Source organism: Bacillus sp. MM09(2025), assembly GCF_050496725.1.
Lineage (GTDB): Bacteria > Bacillota > Bacilli > Bacillales > Bacillaceae > Bacillus > Bacillus pumilus.
On the sequence record NZ_JBNWEN010000004.1, the window covers coordinates 621491 to 643385 of the forward strand.

The window sequence follows — 21895 nt, forward strand, 5'->3', positions numbered from 1 at the left end:
CTTTCCTCATCATAAAACATAGGGGAGGAGATGACAACATTACGTATTGGTCAGAAGAACAGCTTCCATATCATTGATATACTCCCTTAGATGATGGGCAATATCACGATTGATTTCACCATTTTCATACAAAGTTTGAATTTCATTTCGAATCGTCTGTACAGCTTGGAAGTTAAGCTCTTTTTTCTTCCGGTCAAATGAACGGTCTTTTTGCTGAAAGAAGCTTGGACCGTGTTCACAGCGATAAATGACTTGGTTGTAAAAGCCAATCACTTGATGACACGTTTGTTTATTTTCATCGGTCATATGCTGTTTGATCGAGTCCACAGCAGCCTCTGCCGTTTTCTTACGGATTTGCTTGTACGAGTCCTCGTTTTCTAAAATACCGCTGGAAACGAGCTGATTCGGCCGCCATAATTGGAGCCATTGAAGCAAGCGTAGAAACTTCACTTTTGAGAAACGAATTTTGAAGGAGTTTGAATACAGCATTTCGAGCTCATGAAATCTTTCTTGCAGCTCATAGGCTTCATGTTTATCGATTTTCTCTTCCTCAATGAGCTGTTGGAGCTTCATTTGTTCCGCTTTAATTCCGTGCAGCCTGATTTTTTTCTCTTGTCTTCTCATCCCGAATTGGTACGGCTCACGCTGGATATTACGCAGCTTCATTCGGTAATCATTGATGAGCGCAAGAGACACTTCTCTGTTGTCTTCATTCATTCCTTCTCTTAGCGTTTTAATCGCACTTCTCAGCAGCTTCCGTTTCGCATGCTGAATCTTTGTATCCAAATCCACAGCGATTTGTTTGTCTTTTTTCTCAGATAGAAGAGGCAGTAGCACACTAGCTAAAATGAGTGTACATAAAATGACGCCTGCTGCGAGGAAAATAATCAAATGCCGTTCAGGAAACGGTGAACCGTCCGCAAGTGTAAATGGGATGGAGAAGGCACCGGCTAATGTCACGGCCCCGCGTACACCAGAGAATGTCATGAGCATCGAGGCGCGAAGCTTCGGTTTTTTCACGTTTTGCTTTTTTGTTGCGCTCCATTTCCCTGCCCAGAAAAGCCATACCCATAAAAATCTCAGAATCATGAGACATAGCGTGATGATTAAGATGTAACTGATGACCTGCAAATTATTAAACGCTTCGTCCTGGAAAATAACTGTCGATACATCAGGAATCTGCAATCCTAGAATAACGAAAACAAGTCCGTTTAATATAAATAAAATAATATTCCATGTGTTTGATGAAGCAATTTGCAGTTTGGCTAAATTTGCTTCCATTCGATCCTGCTCAATGGCATGTGTCACACCACCAGCAACAACGGCTAAAATGCCGGATACACCAAATTCTTCAGCTACTAAATAGATAACAAATGGTGTAAGAATTTGCAGGATGATGTGCATCGTGACATCGTCCATTCCTAAACGGCGGAGAAAATAGCGAAAACGAATGATAAAAAAGGATAGAATAAATCCAGTCAATAAACCACCTGCGGCAATCAGGACAAAGCTAAAGGATGCCTCAGCAATTGAAAAAGCGCCAGTCACTGTTGCTGCAATGGCAAATTTAAAGGCAACAAGTCCTGATGCATCGTTCATCAATCCCTCGCCTTCCAAAAGTCTCATGATGCCCTTTGGCATATTCACACGGCTGGAAAGAGCACTGACTGCTACCACATCTGTCGGTGATAAAATTGCTGCAAGTGCAAATGCGGCTGGAAGCGGAATGCTTGGGATCATCCAATGGATGGTATATCCCGCGACAATGACTGTCGCAAAGACTAACCCTAGGGCTAACAGAAGAATCGGCGCTCTTAATTTCCACAGCTCATCCCTTGGGGTACGCTTCCCGTCATTAAATAACAGCGGCGCAATGAATAAAACGAAGAATAGTTCAGGATTTAAAGAAATATGTAAACCTGAAGGAAAAGCTGCCACCAGTATTCCTAAGCCCACTTGAATTAACGGGACTGGAATAAAGGGGACAAAACGATTGATAATATTAGATGATGCAATGAGTGCTAGTAGTACGAGCACTGCTAAAAAAATCTCCACTAATACGTGTCCCTCCTTCATTCATGTTTTTGTCAAGTTTTGCTTACATGCAGTGATGTGTTCATTTCAAGAATTCATCCGTTCAAAGATATATGCCTTCTTAGTATTCCGCAAAAAGAGAAACCAACACATAACAATCCATCTAGGCAAAAAAAGACTGAATCCACATATTCAGCCAGCTGACAAAATTTTCATCACATGCATTGTTCTAATGATGAACAAAAAGATCCTGTTTTTATTTTACACGAAAACTCTCTTACCTGCTGACATCCAGCTCGTATCAAACACAAAAAAAGAGCGAAATCGCTCTTTTCTCGTTTTACCCTTTATTTAAAAAATAAGACCTAGCGGGAAGCCGCCATTTGAATAGGTAGGAACACACTCTGCATACGACGAGAATGAGAAACAGCAAATACAAAGCAATCTCTCCTTGTGCTAAACCGAGTCCTACGAGTAAGCCGCCAAGTGCTGCCCAGACTGCGTAAATCTCCGCTTTTAGCACAAGCGGCTTTCGCCCTGCCAATAAATCACGCACAATTCCGCCTCCGCTTCCAGTCAAAATGGCTGCCACAATGACCGCACTGAGCGGGAGCTCTCTTTGCACAGCAAATAATGCACCTTGGATCGCAAACGCTGCTAATCCAATCGCATCCGAGAAATTCCCCCATGTGCTCCAGTGCTTGAGCAAAAGCTTTGGAAAAAGAAACACAATCGTAATGGATACAAGAGCAATGGTAAACATCTTGCCCTGTGACCATAAAGCAGACACCGGAAGACCAATTAATAGATTCCGAATCGCTCCACCGCCAAATGCTGTCACAATCCCTAAAATGTACACACCAAGAATATCGTACTCTTCCTCCATTGCCACTATCGCACCACTAATGGCGAATGCGATAATACCAATGATACTTAAGACTTCCCATGCCATTTTCCGCTTATCTCCTTACATGATCTGATCATCTCATACTACTCCCTTAATGTATATCTGACATAAGCGAAAAGCAATACAAATTTTCTTTAAATTTTATCTTTTTGCAAAAATAAAAAATAGCCTGCTTAAAAGCAGGCTATTTCTCAATCTTCTTTTGCATTTAAGAGCAGCATACTGATGATAATCAGAATAAATGCAATAAGTGCTAACAGCGGAATGGTGATAAAACCAAACCAGTTCAAATAATCAACAGAACAAGGAATGCCGCTCAGGCAAGGGCGAATCGACGCAAAGCCTGGAATCTTTTGTTCCATATAATGATAGATGGAAAAGCAAGCACCGATCACAGCCAAAGGCAGTACGTAATACTTCACTTTGACATCACCCCGGAACGTAGCAATTCCAAGTAAAAGCACGAGCGGGTACATGAAAATGCGCTGAAACCAGCACATATCGCATGGAATAAACTTTTTAATTTCACTTAAATACAGGCTGCTCATCGTTGCAACGATCGAGACAATCCAAGCACTGTACAAGTAAATAAGCTTATTCTTCATGATTTCTTCCCTTTCAGCTCTTGATCAATTAATTCTTTGATTTCATCATAGTCATAGAAGTTTTGAACTTGTTTATTGTTAATGAAAATTGTTGGTGTTGAATTCACTTTGTATTTGTTCACAAGCTGATCGTCTGTGTTCAGCTGCGGCTGATACGTTTTCTTTGATAAGTTATCTTTGAGTTTGTCCGTATCAATTTTTGTTGTCTTTTTCGCCAGTTCAGTCAGCTTAGCAGGCGTCACCCATTCTGCTTCACTATCTGGCTGTGCTTGATAGACAGCTTCATGGAATGCCCAGAAGTTTTTCGGATCTTCTTTCCATACTTCTTCAGAAGCTAGTGCTGCTAACACTGCGCCATCTCCATGAACAGGAAGTGGCAAGTTAATAAATGAAAATGATACATCGCCTTTATCTATGTAGTCTGCTTTCAGTTTTGGGAAAATGTCTGTTTCAAATGATTTACATGACGGACATTTGTAGTCCCCAAACTCGACAATTTGCACCGCTGCGTTTTTGTCTCCTAAGACAGGCTGTCCTATAATCGAAGGCTTACTGTCAACTGTTTGTGCTTCTTGGCTGTTCTTGTTTCCAATCACAACAAATAAACCGATGAGAAGAGCTGCGATGATGGTTAAAATGACAGCAAATTTAATGGATGAAGATTGATTATTTTTCTTACTCACATAAGCACCTACCTTATCTTTTTCATTCCTTAAAAAAAGAAAAAGGATAATAGCTCAGGAAAATGCCATTATCCAACTTCTTCTATTTTAACAAGAGGGGGCCCATTATGAAAGATGGTATTCATGAAATTTTCCTTACAATTTTATTTCATGACCCTCATCGCATTTAAAACAGCGAGTACGGTGACACCGACATCTGAGAAGACGGCTTCCCACATCGTCGCAATACCGAATGCACCGAGTAATAGGAAAACGCCTTTGACACCAAGAGCAAATGCGATATTCTGCCAGACAATCCTTCTTGTTCGTTTTGCGACAGCAATAGCCTCTGCTACCTTTGATGGCTGATCCGTCATGATGACGATATCAGCTGCTTCGACAGCCGCATCTGAACCAAGCCCGCCCATTGCAATTCCTATGTCCGCTCTTGCTAATACCGGTGTATCATTAATGCCGTCCCCAACAAATAATAACTTTTCTTGAGGCGATTTTTTCTGATCAATTTCTTCTAATTTCGTTACTTTATCCTGCGGTAATAATTCTGCATGTACTTCATCAATGCCAATTTGCTTAGCGACCGCAGTTCCAACTTGCTTAGCATCACCTGTGAGCATGACGGTTTGAATTCCAGACGCTTTTAGAGCAGATACGGCTTCAATGGCATCGTCCTTCAATTCATCTGCGATCAAGATTGAACCGGCAAACTCACCGTTAATCGCCATGTACACAACGGTTCCGCTTCTTTTTTCTTTTTCATACGCAATGCCTTCTCGCTCCATCAAGCGATGATTTCCCGCTAAGACGTGAGAACCGCTGATGGTCGCTTTAATTCCATGTCCCGCGATATCCTCGTATGCTTCGATCTGACTTTCATCAAGCGGTGAGCTGTATGCCGCTTTAATTGATTCTGCAATAGGGTGAGAGGAATGGGCTTCTGCTAGTGCTGCAAAAGAAAGCAGCTCTTCTTCTGACCACTTGTCACTGGCTGTGGCAATATTGGTCACTGTAAAATTTCCTTTTGTAAGCGTGCCCGTCTTATCAAATACCGCATATTTCACAGCATTCAATGCTTCTAAATAGTTACTGCCTTTGACAAGGATGCCTCGCTTAGACGCTGCCCCAATTCCCCCGAAAAATCCTAATGGAATGGATACAACAAGAGCACAAGGACAAGAGATCACGAGAAAGACAAGTGCCCGGTATACCCAATCAGACAATTGTGCTGATGGAATAAGAAGCGGCGGCAGAAAGGCAAGCAATAAGGCGAGCACGACGACAGCCGGTGTATAATATTTTGCAAACTTTGTGATGAAATTTTCTGTCTGTGCTTTTCGGCTGCTTGCATTCTCAACCAAATCTAAAATTTTCGTCACTGCCGATTCGCTTAACTCTTTTTGCACTTCAATTTCAAGTATACCGTTTTGATTCACAAATCCTGCAAGAACTTCTTTTCCCGCTTCTACATCCCGCGGCACCGACTCCCCTGTTAATGCGGATGTATCAACAAGCGAGAAGCCTTCAGTAACGAGCCCATCCAGCGGAATTTTTTCACCAGGCTTCACGTCAATACGGTCACCGGCTTTTACTTCTTCTGGATTTACTTTTTTCGTTTCATTTCCGACTTTTAGATTCGCGTATTCTGGACGTATATTCATTAATTCACTAATTGAACGTCTTGAACGGTTCACTGCCGCCCCTTGGAAGAGCTCTCCAATTTGGTAAAAGAGCATCACTGCCAGTGCCTCTGGATATTGCTGAATAACAAAAGCGCCAACTGTTGCAATGGTCATTAAAAAGTTCTCATCAAACACTTGGCCACGCACGATATTTTTCAGCGCTTTAAAAACCACATCACCGCCGACTAGTAAATATGCTGCGAAGAACATAAGGAACTTTAATACACCATCTTCAGGTATAAAGAAAGCGGCTGTTCCAATGACTGCACCGCCAATTAATTTCAGCACGATCGTTTTTAAATTTTTCGTCCCATGATCATGATCGTGATGATGACCATCTTCTTTCGGTGATACACTCACATGAGGTTCAATGGACTGAACAGTTTTTTCAATTCGCTTCGACATCGATTCTTGCTTATCTGCATGCGTCACAGTCAAGGTGCCTGTCGCAAAGTTAACAGAGCAAGCTTCCACTCCATCCATTTTGCTGACACCTGTTTCTATTTTACGTGCACAGTTGCCGCAATCAAGACCGCTTAATACGTATTCATCCTTCATCTTTTTCATGTTCTCACCTTTTTCTATATGATAAGTAACGTTCCCTGGATCGATTCAACCTATTAAAAATTAAAAACTTTATATATGAGCATATATTCATATATTAAATTATCCTTATTATATGAGGATTTCTTATCTTCTGTCAATCATTTATGAAGAAATAATTGGTTTTTTATATCCCATTCTGTCACACGGATTTTCAATAAACCAAGCTCATGTCCCCCGCTCTGCGCATAACATAAAAACGATCGTTTGCCCTCCGACAGAATAAGTACAGTTTTTCTCTTTACAAAAGAAGGACATACGCTTAGAATAAAATAAAAGTTTCCCTAAGGAAACAAATTAGCATTAGAGAATCATTTCATCCTTTAGTCAAAATTATTTAATGTATGCATATATCTTTAGGAAGTGCAATGATGATTGAAAGGGGCCGCAAGAGATGCCAAATGCTTTAACAATTGACCGTCTTCATGTCTCATATCATGGACAGGATGCTTTAGAGAACATTTCTCTTTCCATACAGGAAGGAACGATGACAGGAATCATAGGTCCAAATGGTGCCGGTAAATCAACTTTACTCAAGGCATGCTTGGATTTAATTGAAAAAGACCAAGGGGATATTCGCTTTTTTGACCAGCCCTTTAAACAAGTTAGAAAACAGATCGCCTATGTACCCCAGAGAAATGATCTAGACTGGACGTTTCCTATTCATGTGCTGGATACCGTCCTACTTGGAACATATCCGAAGCTTGGCCTGATCAAACGTCCGAAAAAAGAAGACCGGGCATATGCCTACCACTGTTTAGAAAAGGTCGGCATGCAGGACTTTGCTAAAAGACAGATTGGTGAGTTATCCGGAGGTCAGCAGCAGCGTGTCTTCCTTGCAAGAGCACTTGCGCAAAACGCACAGCTCTTCTGTTTGGATGAACCGTTTGTTGGGATTGATATGGCAAGTGAAGAAACGATGGTTCGCATTTTGAAGGAATTACGGGATGAAGGAAAAACCATTTTAGTGGTCCATCATGATTTAAATAAAGCCGATGATTACTTCAGCCATCTCGTTCTGTTAAATAAAAAACTCATCAAAGCTGGACCTGTACACGACATCCTTCGCCCAGAGGTCATGCTGGAGGCATATGAAACGCAGCTGCCATTCTTAAAATCAGCAGGAGGAGACGCGTAATGGAATTTTTAACCGGACTCTTTGAATATGCATTTTTACAAAAAGCGTTATTTACATCCGTGATGGTAGGCATTATTTGCGGGGTCATTGGCTGCTTTATCATTTTACGGGGCATGGCCTTGATGGGAGACGCCATATCGCATGCTGTACTGCCAGGTGTCGCCATCTCTTATATGCTGGGAATTAACTTTTTCTTCGGTGCCGTCTTAACTGGTGTATTAACAGCGATTGGCATTGGATATGTGAGTCAAAACAGCCGCATTAAAAATGACTCTGCGATTGGCATTGTCTTCACCGCTTTTTTCTCAATCGGGATCATTTTAATCACATTTTTGAAAAGTTCCAGTGATTTATATCATATCTTGTTTGGAAACGTTCTAGCTGTTCGATCATCTGATATGTGGATTACGCTTGGCATCGGCATTTTTATCCTGCTGGCCGTCATCGTTTTCTACAAGGAATTGCTCATTAGTTCATTTGATCCGGTCATTTCTTCGGTTTACGGTTTACCGAATCGAATGATCCATTATTTTCTCATGACGTTGTTGACCCTTGTGACCGTTGCTTCACTGCAAACTGTTGGGATTATTCTTGTCGTTGCCATGCTTATTACGCCGGCAGCCACTGCGTATCTCTTAACAGACCGGTTATGGATCATGATCTATTTATCTGCTTTTTTCGGGGCAGTTTCTGCCGTTGCCGGTCTTGGGCTTAGTTTTACGTATAACTTGTCGTCTGGTGCTTCTATCGTACTGGTCGCGACCATTTTATTCGGGAGTGCCTTTATCCTTTCACCAAAGCAAGGAATTCTATGGAGATCATTAAAATCTAAACGAAAACGAACGCAGCTAAAAAAGGAAGCGTCTATGTAAAAGGAGGACATATATGAAGAAGGTATTTGCAATCCGTTTGACCGCAGTATTCATTGGCCTTATGATCATCACAGGCTGTTCTACTAAGCAAAATAATTCCGGCAAAGACGACGGCACATTAAAAGTCGTCACGACCTACTCCATTCTTTATGACATTGTGAAGGAAGTAGGCGGAGAGCACGTCTCTATTCACAGCATTGTTCCCATTGGTACAGACCCGCATGAATTTGATCCACTGCCAAAGGATGTTCAGCATACAACGGATGCAGACCTTGTTCTATATAATGGTTTAAACCTTGAAACAGGGAATGGCTGGTTTCAAAAGCTGCTCGAATCGAGTGGCAAGGACGGGGATGATGCACCTGTAGCCGAAATGAGTAAAGGCGTCAAAGTAAAACATTTATCTTCAAAAGGCCTCGAAAGCCAGCAGGACCCCCATGCTTGGCTAAATGTTGAAAATGGGATTCTCTATGCTAAAAATGCCAGAGATGCACTTATTCAAGCGGACGCTGAGCACAAAGAAGATTATGAGAAAAATGCGGAAGCTTATATTAAAAAGCTTCAAGCCCTTCACGATGATGCAAAAGACAAGTTCGACCAGCTGCCAACAGATAAAAAGCGTCTTGTCACAAGTGAGGGAGCCTTCAAGTATTTTGCAGATGCCTATGGACTAGAGGCAGGCTACATTTGGGAGATCAACACAGAAAATGAAGGAACACCCGGACAAATGAAGCGCATCATTCATTTTGTCAAAGATCATCAAGTGCCTGCGCTCTTTCTTGAAACAAGTGTCGATCAACGCAGCCTTGAAAGCCTATCTGAAGAAACTGGGGTTCCGATTAAAGGAAAAGTATTTACTGACTCCATTGGAAAGAAAGGTGAAGATGGGGACAGCTACTATAAGATGATGAAATGGAATATTGACACCATTTACAAAGGGCTTTCATCATAAGAAAAGACAGGCGGAATGATGTCGCCTGTCTTTTCCTATTAGCTGGCTATATTTTGCGGGTGTTTTTTCGGCCAGATCACATAGCTGATGCTAATGACGAAATCAATGGCTAGGACCATTCCCCATACTCTCGCTAACTGCATCAGTGCTTCCGTTCGTTCTGGTGCTTGGATGAGGTAGGATAACCCAAATAGTAGACCAGCTCCGATGATATAAGAGACAAGATGCCGGGTCCAGCCGACTATTTCATACACTGACCGTTCCTTCCCGTACTTTGGTCTTCCCTTCGGCCTCGGACCTCCTGCAAATCGATAAGCAAACCGGACATCTGCCCATTTCACCATTTGATGACCAAAAGCGAGACTCACCCCAATATAAACAGCCGCGAGCCCATGAATGACACTCGCCACAGCCCCCTGTCTTAAATCCAAATACGTCGCTGCAAGAAGAATGAGATCCAAAATCGGTGTACAAATGAGAAAGAAGGCGCCCCACTTTTTCAGTCTAAACACATAACGAAGTGTTAACCCCACCAGAATAAACAGCCAAAAGCCAATTTCACATGCCACAATCAATAAACCGATCAATATTCCCCACATCCTTTTTAACACGATTGTATTAAATAAAAAATAACACAACTGTGTTAAAAAAACAATAGCTGTGCTAAAATCAATGTATGCCAAAAATCGTCGATCACCATAAACAAAAACAAAAAGTCGCTCAAGCTGCTATGAGAGTGATTAAACAGGATGGATTGGAAAACGCTTCTGTCCGAAAAGTAGCGGTAGAAGCTGGCATTTCAGCGGGCTCTATGCGTCATTATTTCTCCACACAGCAGGAGCTATTTCTTTTCTCTATGACATTGATTCAGGAAAGAGTCAAAGAGCGGTTGACAGCACTTGAGCTGAACGGTTCAACGGAAGAAAATGTTCTCGCGTTATTGGAGCAGGTTCTTCCACTTGATGAAGAACGAAGATTTGAAATGGAGGTGTGGCAGGCTTTTACAGTCAAGTCGATGACTGAACCTGATTTACAGCCGCTCAATGCAAAGATGTATGACGAGCTTTTCCAAATGACCCAATATTGTTTAATGAAATTAAAAGAAGATGGGCTTTTGCTCGATCATATCGATCTTTTAGTCGAAACTGAGCGCCTTTATGCGGTCATCAATGGGCTTGCATTGAATGGAATCTTGCAGCCTCATCGTTTACCGCCTCAGCTCATACGCTCCGTGCTGCAGATGCACCTGCAATCCATCACCAAAAAAGACATGTCTCCCTCATGAGGGAGCATGCCTTTTTTTAATCTTCCATAAAAATACGTTTTGCTTCGTAGTAGAGCACCTGCACAAATTTCTTCACATTGATACGGGTATGTTCTTCTCTACCGTTCGTTTCTTTTGTTAATTCACTCATTTTCTTTCGCACGATGGTGAAATCAAAGAATTTAGAAGCGTAATTTTCAAAAGTCGGATGAGAAAAATCAGTTAACCCAAGTGATGCGATGTGTTTCAAGGATTGGTTGATCGCGCGCCTCACCCGCTGTTCCGCTGCCTTCGCTTCTCTTGCAATGTCTGCAGATGTGTAAGGCTCATTTAATTTATCCTCCGTGACACCATTGAAAATGACCTTTAAAGAAGGAAAGGAATCATGATGTTCAGTATGCAGCGCTAAATACTGATCTGTGAAGAGGATCATATCTAATAAATCTTTAGACCCCTTTTCTCCCACAATCCCAAGCTCTGCCAGCAAGAACTGACCTGCCTCTGCAAGAGTTTTCCCACGCTGCTTCGTTTTGGTCTGACCTCGCTGCTGAAACTGCATGACAGATTTGAGTGAGTGCTGAATATTTTCAATTGAATGCTCCAAATGAAGCCGCTCAATCATGAGGTGGAGCACACTTAACACCTCTACACGATTGATTGGCTTTGTCACATAATACTCGACACCAAGCGTATACGCCTGGCCGATTAATTCCTTTGTTTCTACCTGTGACAGCATTAAGTATTTCCCATGAAACTCATCCTTAATGGCTCGAATCGTTTCAAGACCATCTCTTTCCGGCATCAATAGATCAATACATAAGATATCAATGTGCAAATCATTTAAGTAGCTTGCTGTTAACTCTGCGCCATCCTCTGCTTCCCCTGCGACAATGCCAAGCTCTTCATCTTCAATGAGCTGAGCGAGTGAAGAACGCACGGCTTCATCGTCATCCACAATAAAAAATCTCATCTCCCAATCCCCTCTTTTCTACTGACTTGATCCATTGGTATCGTTAACGTGAAAATCGTTTGTTTATTTGGGATACTCTTCATCTCAACACTTCCGCCAAGCTTCTCCGCTGTATCCTTCACATAGGAAAGCCCGATACCGCTTGATGGATTTCCAGCCTGATCATATTTTAAAGTAAAACCGGGTTTAAAAATCACATGATGATTACGCTCTTTAATGCCAGGCCCGTTGTCACTAATTTGAAAGATCACATGGTTCTCTTTCTGGGAAATAGAGAGTGACACCTCTCCATCCACCGGAATGGCTTCGACAGCATTGGAAACGATATTATTTAACAAAGATAGAATGGTATACACATGATAGACGGGATGCTGCCCATCTTCATCATAATGAAAGACAATGTTTTTTTTAAGAGATTCTGCGTAATTTTCATGAATACGAATCACCAGCCCAGCAATATGTGCAGGACTTGCATAAGCCTGAAAATTTTCTTCATGAATCAGCTTTGATAAGGCAGAAAAAATCCGCTGATTATCCTTTTTGATCTCATGCACCTCTCCTGCGATTTGCAGGGCTGTTTTTCCGAGCTTTTTCAAATCCAAAGATTCCGCATCCTTTGCGTGATGCAAGGATTGATACAATTGATAGGATGTCGCTGTAATGTGTTCAGCATGTGCAAGTGTTTTATGAAAGTATGTAGATTCCGTATAAAGGTTAGACAGGAGCATGAGCAGATGTTCCTTTTCCTTTTTCATCTGACGCTCTCTCGCCTGCTCTTCATATAAACGAATCATTGTATAACAAGCCAACACGAAAAAGCTTCTGAAAATCGCTAAAACGAAAAGTTGAAACAGCGTCCGCATCGTTAAAATTTCATCGATGGTACCACGAAGTGCAATCATTTCAACAACGCTTGCACACAGCTCCATGATGATACCTGTCGCTCCAATCAGCCAAGGCTGATCACGGAAACGTCTGACCTTTAATAAATAAAAGAGCGTGCCGTAGACGACATAATAAAGCAGGGGAGGAAATCTTAATGAAACCGCCTCTTCCAGCGGAAGATGACCTGTGACAGCTGTATCAAGAAGCACGCGAAATACAAAAACAGAAACCCCTGCAATGATACCGCTTGCCCATGCCGGGAATTTTTTCATTTGAAGCAGGATAAAGAAAAAGACAACGGTTCCAAAGCTGACCCGAAAGCTGTCCTCAAATGGATAAAATTTAAACTCTCCGCCAATCGGTGTCAGTACAATGAGCATCACAATTAAATAAGGCTCTGTATTCAACCATTTTTTCAGTAGATTCAAACGCAGTCACATCCCTAATAATTGACGATAGTATACTATGTGAGCTTGAGAAAAACAAACATCCATAAAAAAGCGCACACCGGAACTTTGTCGGTGTGCGCTTCTCATGATGCCGCTTAATCTTCTAAACGATCCTTTTCTAAAAGTGATGCGCCAGCAATACCTGGTTTGGTCATTTCAAAAGGATTCAAGATGACGTCAAGCTCTTCCTCTGTTAACACATCATTTTGCAGACAAAGCTCACGTACAGATACGCCTGTAAGAATCGCTTCTCTGGCAATTCGTGCAGCAGCTTCATAACCAATATGCGGATTGACCGCCGTCATGACACCAGCACTCTTTTCTACATATTCTTTTAATCTAGATTCATCTGCTTTTAGGTCACGCAAGCAGTTGTCTACGAAGGACTCAAATACATTCTTCATAATGCTGAGAGATTGAAGCAGGTTGAACACAAGCACCGGCTCCATCACGTTCAGCTCAAGCTGCCCAGCCTCTGATGCAAGACAGATCGTGTGGTCATTTCCGATGACTTGGAATGCCACTTGGTTCATGACCTCAGGCATCACTGGGTTGACTTTCCCTGGCATGATAGATGAACCTGGCTGTCTCGGCGGCAAGTGAAGCTCACCAAAGCCTGCTCTTGGACCTGATGCCATTAAGCGAATATCGTTCGCCATTTTGGACATATTCATCATACATACTTTCAGTGCAGCTGATACTTCTGTATAAGCATCCGTATTTTGCGTAGCATCGACTAAGTCTTCTGCTCCAACTAAAGGTAATCCGCTAATATCAGATAGATAGCCAACCACCTGGCGAATATATTTAGGATCAGCATTCAAGCCAGTTCCGACTGCTGTTGCTCCCATATTGACTTCATATAAATGCTGTCTAGACTGCTTGATACGTTTAATATCACGAGCAAGAACCTTTGCATAAGCATTAAACTCTTGACCAAGTCTGATTGGAACAGCGTCCTGAAGATGCGTACGTCCCATTTTGATGACATGATCGAATTCTTGTGCTTTTTCTGTCATGACTTGATGCATGTTTTCCATCGTATAAAGTAGTTTTTCAATCATATTCAATGTTGAAATATGAATCGCTGTTGGGAAAACGTCGTTTGTTGACTGCGACATGTTCACATGCGTGTTTGGACTTAGCTCAGTATAAGCGCCTTTTTCCTTTCCTAGTAGTTCAAGCGCTCTGTTTGCAATGACTTCATTGGCATTCATATTCATTGAAGTGCCAGCCCCGCCTTGAATTGGATCGACAATAAATTGATTGTTCCATTTTCCTTCAATAACCTCATCTGCGGCTTGAACAATTTTTTCTCCAAGACCAGAATATAGTCGCTTTGTATCCATATTTGCAAGTGCGGCTGCCTTTTTGACAATCCCTAATGCTTTGATGAGTTCCTCATGAACATGGTAGCCAGTAATTGGAAAGTTCTCTACTGCACGTAATGTTTGAATTCCATAATACGCTTGAGTGTCTACTTCCTTTTCACCTAGAAAGTCTCGTTCGATTCGAACTTGCTTGTCCTGTAGCTTCGTCATTTGAAAAGATCTCCTTTTACGCTGCTTTTGTTTGTTGATTTAATTCCTCAATATACTTCTTCGATTTCTCTTGATCAAAAACTTTTTCCCACTTAGACATGACAATGGCTGCAAGTGAGTTACCAAATACGTTAACAGTTGTACGAACCATGTCAAGAATACGGTCGATCCCAACGATGAAGGCAAGTCCTTCAAGCGGCAGTCCCATTGCACCAAGTGTTGTGATAACAACAACGATTGATGCACCTGGTACACCAGCCATTCCTTTTGATGTCAGCATCAAGATTAATAGTAACGTAATTTGCTCATAGATGGAAAGTGGCATGCCGTACATTTGTGCAACAAATATGGCGGCAATAGATTGATAGATGGCACTTCCATCTAAGTTAAAGGTGTAGCCTGTTGGGATAACGAACGACGTGATCGCTTTCGGGCAGCCGAACTTCTCCATTTTATCCATTAGTCTAGGCAGTACAGCTTCTGAACTTGCTGTTGAGAATGCAAGAATGATTTCTTCTTTTAGCACTCTAAATAGTGTAAAGACGCTTGTTCCAGCTAATTTTGCGATAATGCCAAGTACGACAATCACGAAGAATGCCATTGTGCCGTAAACGACAAGTACCAGTTTACCTAGCGGGAGAAGCGCTCCGACCCCGAATTTGATCACCGTCACACTGATGAGCGCGAATACACCAAATGGTGCAAACTTCATCACTTTATTGGTCACCCAGAACATGGCTTCGAGTATCCCCTCAAAGAACCCTAACACTGGTTTCCCTTTGTCTCCTACTGCGGCAATTCCTAATCCGAATAAGACGGTAAAGAAGATCGTTGGTAATAGATCACCTTCTGCAATGGATTGGAAAACGTTTGTTGGCACTAGATGCACAATCGTTTCAGAGAAACTTGCTTTTTCGGAAGAAGCTTTCGATGTCTCTTCATATTTAGAGATATCGCCCTTTTCCATGTTGCTCATGTCAATTCCTGTACCAGGATGGAAAACGTTTGCTGCAAGCAGTCCTACTGCTAATGCAATCGTTGTCACAATTTCGAAGTAAAGAATCGTTTTCCCACCGAGTCTTCCGATGGTTTTCATATCCCCTACTCCAGCCACTGCTACAATCAACGCAGCAATAACAATTGGCAGAACGATCATTTTAATTAAATGGATGAATATATCGCCAATCGGCGTTAACACATTAATAACGGTTTCATTTTGATAAAACAGCGCTCCCACGATAACACCCAGAACAAGTGCAATGAGTATTTGAGAAGCTAACCCTAACTTTTTCATACGTGAACCCCCTTTTTTTGATAACGCTTTCTTTGTTGCTTAATCGCATCTTAACGATGAACCTACAAAAAACGACAAAAAGGAACAAAAAGAAGTGAATTTTTTATGAAAAATCTTTTAAAAGGTGGGTTTTTCCACAAAATTGTTAAAAAAAGACTTCGCTTTTGGGCGAAGTCCTAATGATTTTGCATTTGTTCACTTGGTGTATCTTGTTGTGGATAAAATTGATCGTACATCGCATATCCAATGAGGACAAGAGCAACATAGAACAATGCACTAATCGTCCAAATCCATTTGACATTCAGTTTCATTGTGCCACTCCCTCTCTAACCGGTTTCAATCGCTGCAATCTGAGCGCATTCAATACAACCGACACGGAGCTAAAGGCCATTGCTGCTCCTGCAAGCCATGGCGCAAGAAGTCCTAAAGCTGCTATCGGTATCCCAATACAATTATAAGCAAGCGCCCAAAATAGATTTTGCTTGATGTTTCTCATCGTTTTTTGACTAAATACAAGTGCATCAGCAATGGCATGGAGGTCTCCTGTCATGAGTGTGATATCTGCTGCTTCCATGGCGACATCTGTCCCAGTTCCAACTGCCATCCCAATATTCGCTGTCGCAAGAGCTGGGGCATCATTAATACCATCTCCGACCATGGCGACTTTCTTTCCTTGTTCCTGAAGCGCCGCAATGTGTGCAGCCTTTTCCTCAGGCAGGACTTCAGCAATGACATGATCAATGCCCGCCTGTTTCGCAATCGCCTCTGCTGTCAGCTTGTTATCACCTGTCATCATCACGACGTGAATCCCTTGCTCCTTCAGACGCTTGATTGCTTGAGGAGAGGATGATTTGATCGTATCTGCGACCGCAACAATACCAGCGAATTCGCCGTCAATTGCGACAAGCATAGCCGTTTTTCCTTGCTGCTCCAGTGTTGTGACGGATGCTTCGACTTGATCATATGGGATTTGATGTTTCTGTAATAGCTTACGCGTTCCAACCAAAAGCTTGTGTCCTGCTGCCTTTGCTTCAATCCCATGACCTGGGTCAGCTTGGAAGGCTTCAATCTCGACCGCTTCAAGACCTTGTTCCTTCATTCCATCTGTGATCGCTCTAGCAAGCGGGTGTTCCGACTGCTGTTCAGCTGATCCTACTAACTGAAGCAAAACATCTTCTGTCCAATTAGCATATGCCTGCACATCTGTCAGACTCGGTTCCCCTTTTGTCACAGTTCCTGTTTTATCTAACACCACCGTGTCGAGTGATTGAGTCACTTCTAAATGCTCCCCGCCTTTAAACAGGATGCCTGATTCAGCTGCACGGCCGCTCCCAGCCATAATTGAGGTTGGTGTAGCAAGGCCAAGCGCACACGGACATGCGATGACGATGACCGCTATAAAGGTTTCAAGTGCTGCTGTCACATTTCCTGGATCAACAAAGAAAAACCAGATCAGGAAGGTGAGCACTGCAATTCCTACAACAATGGGAACGAATATCCCTGAAATTTGATCTGCCATCCTTTGAATCGGTGCTTTTGAGCCCTGTGCTTGTTCTACGACTTTAATAATCTGTGAAAGGGCGGTCTCTTTCCCAACCTTTGTCGCTTTCACTTTCACAAACCCATTTTTATTGATGGTTGCCCCGATGACCGCATCACCAGCCGTTTTATCAACAGGCAGACTTTCGCCCGTAATCATGGACTCATCAATTGCGGTTGTTCCATCCACGATTTCTCCATCTACCGGCACTTTCTCTCCCGGTTTGACAAACACAAGATCATTCACTTTCACTTCAGAAATAGGAACAGTCATCTCTTTCCCATCTCGCTCGATGACCGCTTCTTTCGCTTGTAGACCCATTAGCTTTTGAATCGCTTCTGATGATCTCCCTTTTGCTCTTGCTTCCATTAATTTTCCGAGAACGATCAACGTAATGAGTACAGCACTTGTTTCGTAATAGAGGGCTGCCTCATGTGTGCCTTGAACCGCTGACTGAATGCTTTCATATAAACTATAGAAAAACGCAGCTGATGTCCCAAGTGCGACAAGAACATCCATGTTGGCACTTTTATTACGTAACGCTTTATACGCACCTACATAGAAGGGCCAGCCGACAACGAACTGAACGGGCGCTGCTAACGCCAGCTGGACCCAAGGATTCATGAACGCTTCAGGCAGCCAAATAAAAGACGTGAAAGAAAAATGACTGACCATTGCCCAAAGAAGCGGCAGTGACAGAATCATTGAAAATAAAAAGCGTGCCGTCTGTTTCTCTATTGCTGCTTGGCGATGATCTTTCTTTCCTTCCTCTGCTTCATCTACAGCTGGTTCAATTAAAGAATACCCAATGGACTGAACCGCATCCTTTATATCACTTGTAGACGTTTGGTCAGGGTGATATGTGACCTGAAGGGTCTCCAGCGCAAAGTTCACAGATCCATGATCAACACCATCCATCCGATTAATTTTTTTCTCGATTCGGTTGGCACATGCTGCACACGTCATTCCCTCTATATCAAATTCTGCTTGCTCCATCACCACATCGTAGCCGAGGGATTGAATTTTTTGCTTTAGCTCCTCAGGTGTGAGTTGTTCTGCTTCATACACAATATGAGATGTTTCCAGCGCCAAATTCACATTGGCATCCTCCACACCTTCCAGCCTGTTCAATCCCTTTTCGATGCGTCCTGCACAGGCAGCACAGGTCATCCCCGTAATTTGAAAGTCGATTTCCTTCTTCATTAACCTCACCTCTCCATATACACCATGGGGGTATTATATTTTGAAAAAAATACGTGCTGTTATGCAGCACGTATGTTCATTTATACGACATCATATCCCTGTTCTTCAATTACATCAGAGATACGGTGCAACGTGACTTGATCTGGGTGAAAAGAAACTTCCACCTCTCCTTTGTCTAAATGGACTTTCACAGATTCAACACCTGCTAGTTCTCCTACATTTCCTTCGACTGCTTTCACGCAATGTCCGCAAGACATGCCCTGCACTTGAAGTGTTGCTTGTTCCATTTCTCATCGCCTCCATCAATCATTTTCTACACTTACTATACCCCAGTAGGGTATCATTGTAAACATATAAATGCTACGATTTTGTCAGTTTCGTAAAAACCGTCATTAACTCTTCAATGGCTTCATCTCCATTGCCGCTCTTAATCGCATCCGCTACGCAGTGATGTGTATGCTTTTCCATCAAATGAAGGCTGACCTTTTTCAAAGCCGCATTGATTGCGGAGATTTGATTGACAACATCTATACAGTAACGATCATTTTCAATCATTTGCTGAATTCCGCGCACTTGTCCTTCCACTCGTTTCAGCCGATTAATCAATTGATCTTTTTCCTTCTCGGCTCTAGGCGAAGCCATATGTCTTTCTTCATGTTCTGTCATGTGATCACCTTTTTCCATTATGACTTATCTTTCCTTAAATTAAAGCATATCTCCACCGGAAAAGGCAAAGATATGCTGAATTCACTTTATAGTGTTTGCTTTAGTTTGTTAATTGTTCAATGTCCTGCAATAGATTCACGGACTGCTGAAGCTGCTTGATCAACCCTTGCTGATCCTCAAGCATGGCGGCAGCGTCGATGTTGTCTACTTTCAATTGCTGTAAATACGTTTGAATTTCCTCTGACAGCACCTTATTTTTTTCAATGATCTGTGCATGCAGGTCTTCTGCTATTTGGGGTGCTTTGACTTCATTAAATGCCTGAATGTCTGCCTTCAATGATTCTAACTGCTTGGTTAATTCTGCTTTTTTGGCAGCGTTTTTCACAGCTTCTTCAGCAAGTTTTGGAAAGTCCTCTGTAAATTGCTGAATGTCTGTGACATAGTCATTGGCCTCAGTGACATATGTCGTTGTATCGTTGACTTGATCAAGTAAGCTGGAGCACCCGCTTAATACAAGTGTTCCGGAAAATAGGAAAGCTATCACATATTTTTTCAAGATCGATCATCCTTTCATCCGTGGGATTAAAAGCATCATTTGTTTCTGCTTCCCTATCACACCGACTTAAAAAGACCTTAAAAATAGCCAGACCTTTGCCTCATGTGTGATAGGCAAAGGTCTGGCTAACATTGTTCATGCCGGAATAGCCGAGAAACAACGGATGTTTCTGTAATGACGACCAAACCGTAAAAGCTACTCCCCTTTTAGGAAACCGTTCAAATGTTATGTTTATCATATCGAATGTCAGGACAACCGTCAATGAGAAGCTAGCGGCATGTCAATTCTTCTCTTCATAAAGCATATAGTCTGCTCCAGTTGACGCATAAATCCGGTTGCGTCCTTGGCGTTTTGACATATACAAGGATTGGTCTGCTTCAAATAGAAGAGTTTCTAATACATTAGGATCATAAGCTGTGTGAGCAATTCCAAAGCTCGCTGTCACTCGCACTTTTTCCTCATCATTCTCAAAGAAACTCATCTCAAACGAATGTCTAATTCGCTCCGCAATATGACATGCCTCTTCAAAAGAATGATGCGGTAGACAAATAGCAAACTCTTCTCCGCCATATCGTCCGAATAAATCGTCCATTTGTAAATGCTGCTGACAAATGGTGACAACATGACGCAGTGCCTCGTCACCAATATGATGTCCGTGCGTGTCATTGATTTGTTTAAAGAAATCAATATCAAACAGCATAACAGCCGTATCCTGCGCATCCTCTTCTAGGATCATCTGCGTTCGTTCAATGAATGAAGACCGATTGAAGATATTCGTCAATCCATCAATATATGCACGGCGCTCCAGCTCTTCCTGCAATAAACGCTGCTCTGTTACATCACTGATCACAATTTGCCTGCCCTCAATCTCTCCTCTTCTATTAAATAGGGACGATGCGGTCAAGTGATAATAGCTGGAATGATCTTTTTCATTTTTCAACATTAGATCATATTGCGAATGATCCTGCGGAGAACGCAGCCATTGAATGAAGTCATTATCTTTGATGATCCCTGAGAATATATCGTCTATTTTAAAACCAATCCCCTTTTTATTAGAAAGGGCTGGAATGATCGATGCAGCAGCGGGGTTGTAATCGATGAGTGTTCGGTACCGATCTAAAATGAGAACCCCTTCAGACATATGCTCAAACACACGCTCCATCGCAATGGGAGAGAGCTTAAAGAGCTGGAACGACATAATCGCCCATAAGTAGAGCGCATTGGTTAAAAACATCACCACAGGGACCGGGTCAATATGAAGAGGTGTCACACCTAATAAATAGATAAAAGATGTCGTAATTGGCAGTAACATGCCCACTAGCAAAATAAGGATCTGCTTTAGATATTCCTTTTTTGTGACATGCAAAAACCAAACCAGCATAAAAATAGCGAGCATCGAACAGCCAAATGTATAGACGCCATGAATGATATACCAATAGCCAATCGTAAAGTCAGCCAATAAAAATCCGTCTACTGGATTCATCGTAATGCTTCGATAAAAGAGTGAATGAAAAGAGTTGGTGAACACCATAATGGTGGTGAGAGTTGGAATCAGTAAGATGAGAAGCACGCGGCGCTTTGTGAAATATTGATGGAATCCCGTAAATTGCAGCACAATCATCAAACTGAATGGCGCGATGAACGGAAGGCCTATGTATTGAAAACAAACCCAGAACATAATCTCCCTAGGTGTACTTGCCAATAATTCAAACGTGTGCCCAAAGATATAAATCGCAGTTGCTCCAGACATGTACATAAACAATTGACAGCCAATATACCGGTGGCGGTTCGCATGAGCAATGATTGATAATATCACGGACAGAATGCCAGAAACACTCATGATCACAATAAAATGTAAAACAATCGAATCCATGTAAACGCCCCAATTTAAGTTATTTAGAACTAGTCTAATCTTACTATATATGAGGAAGTCACAAATGGGAAGATGTGATTTTGAATTGGTTGGGGGTTTTTTGTAAAGTTTCGGTCGACTTTTGTCCAAGAGACCTTATATTTCCGCTACTTTTTGCTTAATTTGAGGGAGAGATATGTTGCGT

20 protein-coding genes are annotated in these 21895 nt (G+C 42.2%); 4 read left to right on the forward strand and 16 right to left on the reverse strand.

Annotated features, from left to right (window positions below):
* Window positions 1-39: 39 nt before the first annotated feature.
* From ACQYAC_RS09600 to ACQYAC_RS09620, 5 genes are all read right to left on the reverse strand, one after another.
* On the reverse strand, window positions 40-2055 hold the full coding sequence (locus tag ACQYAC_RS09600) for a Na+/H+ antiporter (protein WP_429943181.1): 2016 nt from the start codon (window positions 2053-2055) through the stop codon (window positions 40-42).
* 319 nt (window positions 2056-2374) lie between these two features.
* Window positions 2375-2986, reverse strand: a complete 612-nt coding sequence (locus tag ACQYAC_RS09605; RefSeq protein ID WP_003212961.1) for a trimeric intracellular cation channel family protein — start codon at window positions 2984-2986, stop codon at window positions 2375-2377.
* Between the two features lie 146 nt (window positions 2987-3132).
* Entirely contained in the window at window positions 3133-3546 is a 414-nt protein-coding gene (locus ACQYAC_RS09610) for a disulfide oxidoreductase (RefSeq protein WP_012011257.1), read from the reverse strand.
* Window positions 3543-4229, reverse strand: coding sequence for a DsbA family protein (locus ACQYAC_RS09615; protein ID WP_268497576.1), 687 nt, complete (start codon window positions 4227-4229; stop codon window positions 3543-3545). Before ACQYAC_RS09615 ends, ACQYAC_RS09610 begins: the two co-directional genes overlap by 4 nt.
* A gap of 143 nt (window positions 4230-4372) precedes the next feature.
* Complete coding sequence (locus ACQYAC_RS09620) at window positions 4373-6472, reverse strand: heavy metal translocating P-type ATPase (protein WP_429943182.1); 2100 nt, start codon at window positions 6470-6472, stop codon at window positions 4373-4375.
* A gap of 430 nt (window positions 6473-6902) precedes the next feature.
* Between ACQYAC_RS09620 and ACQYAC_RS09625 the strand changes: the two genes are divergently transcribed.
* From ACQYAC_RS09625 to ACQYAC_RS09635, 3 genes are read left to right on the forward strand one after another with little or no spacing between them, the layout of a single operon-like run.
* On the forward strand, window positions 6903-7646 hold the full coding sequence (locus tag ACQYAC_RS09625) for a metal ABC transporter ATP-binding protein (protein WP_429943183.1): 744 nt from the start codon (window positions 6903-6905) through the stop codon (window positions 7644-7646).
* Entirely contained in the window at window positions 7646-8518 is an 873-nt protein-coding gene (locus tag ACQYAC_RS09630; protein WP_144461805.1) for a metal ABC transporter permease, read from the forward strand. Before ACQYAC_RS09625 ends, ACQYAC_RS09630 begins: the two co-directional genes overlap by 1 nt.
* A gap of 13 nt (window positions 8519-8531) precedes the next feature.
* Entirely contained in the window at window positions 8532-9470 is a 939-nt protein-coding gene (locus tag ACQYAC_RS09635) for a metal ABC transporter solute-binding protein, Zn/Mn family (protein WP_429943184.1), read from the forward strand.
* Between the two features lie 38 nt (window positions 9471-9508).
* Here the strand turns inward: ACQYAC_RS09635 and ACQYAC_RS09640 are convergent, their stop codons facing one another.
* Window positions 9509-10057, reverse strand: coding sequence for a hypothetical protein (locus tag ACQYAC_RS09640; protein WP_429943185.1), 549 nt, complete (start codon window positions 10055-10057; stop codon window positions 9509-9511).
* Window positions 10058-10146: 89 nt separating this feature from the next.
* On the opposite strand from ACQYAC_RS09640, the gene ACQYAC_RS09645 reads away from it, so the two are divergent.
* On the forward strand, window positions 10147-10755 hold the full coding sequence (locus ACQYAC_RS09645) for a TetR/AcrR family transcriptional regulator (protein WP_429943186.1): 609 nt from the start codon (window positions 10147-10149) through the stop codon (window positions 10753-10755).
* 16 nt (window positions 10756-10771) lie between these two features.
* On the opposite strand, the gene ACQYAC_RS09650 is transcribed toward ACQYAC_RS09645, so the two are convergent.
* From ACQYAC_RS09650 to ACQYAC_RS09695, 10 genes are all read right to left on the reverse strand, one after another.
* Window positions 10772-11704: a response regulator gene (locus ACQYAC_RS09650; RefSeq protein WP_061409626.1), complete on the reverse strand. Its 933-nt coding sequence runs from the start codon at window positions 11702-11704 to the stop codon at window positions 10772-10774.
* Window positions 11701-13017: a sensor histidine kinase gene (locus tag ACQYAC_RS09655; RefSeq protein WP_061409628.1), complete on the reverse strand. Its 1317-nt coding sequence runs from the start codon at window positions 13015-13017 to the stop codon at window positions 11701-11703. The genes ACQYAC_RS09650 and ACQYAC_RS09655 overlap by 4 nt, the downstream gene beginning before the upstream one ends.
* 116 nt (window positions 13018-13133) lie before the next feature.
* Entirely contained in the window at window positions 13134-14579 is a 1446-nt protein-coding gene (gene aspA, locus ACQYAC_RS09660) for an aspartate ammonia-lyase (RefSeq protein ID WP_429943187.1), read from the reverse strand.
* A gap of 16 nt (window positions 14580-14595) precedes the next feature.
* Complete coding sequence (locus ACQYAC_RS09665; RefSeq protein ID WP_429943188.1) at window positions 14596-15873, reverse strand: cation:dicarboxylate symporter family transporter; 1278 nt, start codon at window positions 15871-15873, stop codon at window positions 14596-14598.
* Between the two features lie 176 nt (window positions 15874-16049).
* Window positions 16050-16184, reverse strand: coding sequence for a hypothetical protein (locus ACQYAC_RS09670; protein ID WP_257474600.1), 135 nt, complete (start codon window positions 16182-16184; stop codon window positions 16050-16052).
* The gene (locus ACQYAC_RS09675; RefSeq protein WP_429943189.1) at window positions 16181-18616 is read right to left on the reverse strand and encodes a heavy metal translocating P-type ATPase; all 2436 of its coding nucleotides are present in this window, start codon (window positions 18614-18616) and stop codon (window positions 16181-16183) included. Before ACQYAC_RS09675 ends, ACQYAC_RS09670 begins: the two co-directional genes overlap by 4 nt.
* Before the next feature lie 80 nt (window positions 18617-18696).
* A complete protein-coding gene (copZ, locus tag ACQYAC_RS09680; RefSeq protein WP_012011271.1) occupies window positions 18697-18903 on the reverse strand; it encodes a copper chaperone CopZ in 207 nt (68 codons plus the stop codon).
* Window positions 18904-18976: 73 nt separating this feature from the next.
* A complete protein-coding gene (locus ACQYAC_RS09685; protein ID WP_061409635.1) occupies window positions 18977-19282 on the reverse strand; it encodes a metal-sensing transcriptional repressor in 306 nt (101 codons plus the stop codon).
* Window positions 19283-19382: 100 nt separating this feature from the next.
* On the reverse strand, window positions 19383-19838 hold the full coding sequence (locus ACQYAC_RS09690) for a DUF6376 family protein (RefSeq protein WP_268497564.1): 456 nt from the start codon (window positions 19836-19838) through the stop codon (window positions 19383-19385).
* 280 nt (window positions 19839-20118) lie between these two features.
* Window positions 20119-21711: a histidine kinase N-terminal 7TM domain-containing diguanylate cyclase gene (locus ACQYAC_RS09695; RefSeq protein WP_429943190.1), complete on the reverse strand. Its 1593-nt coding sequence runs from the start codon at window positions 21709-21711 to the stop codon at window positions 20119-20121.
* Window positions 21712-21895 lie beyond the last annotated feature (184 nt).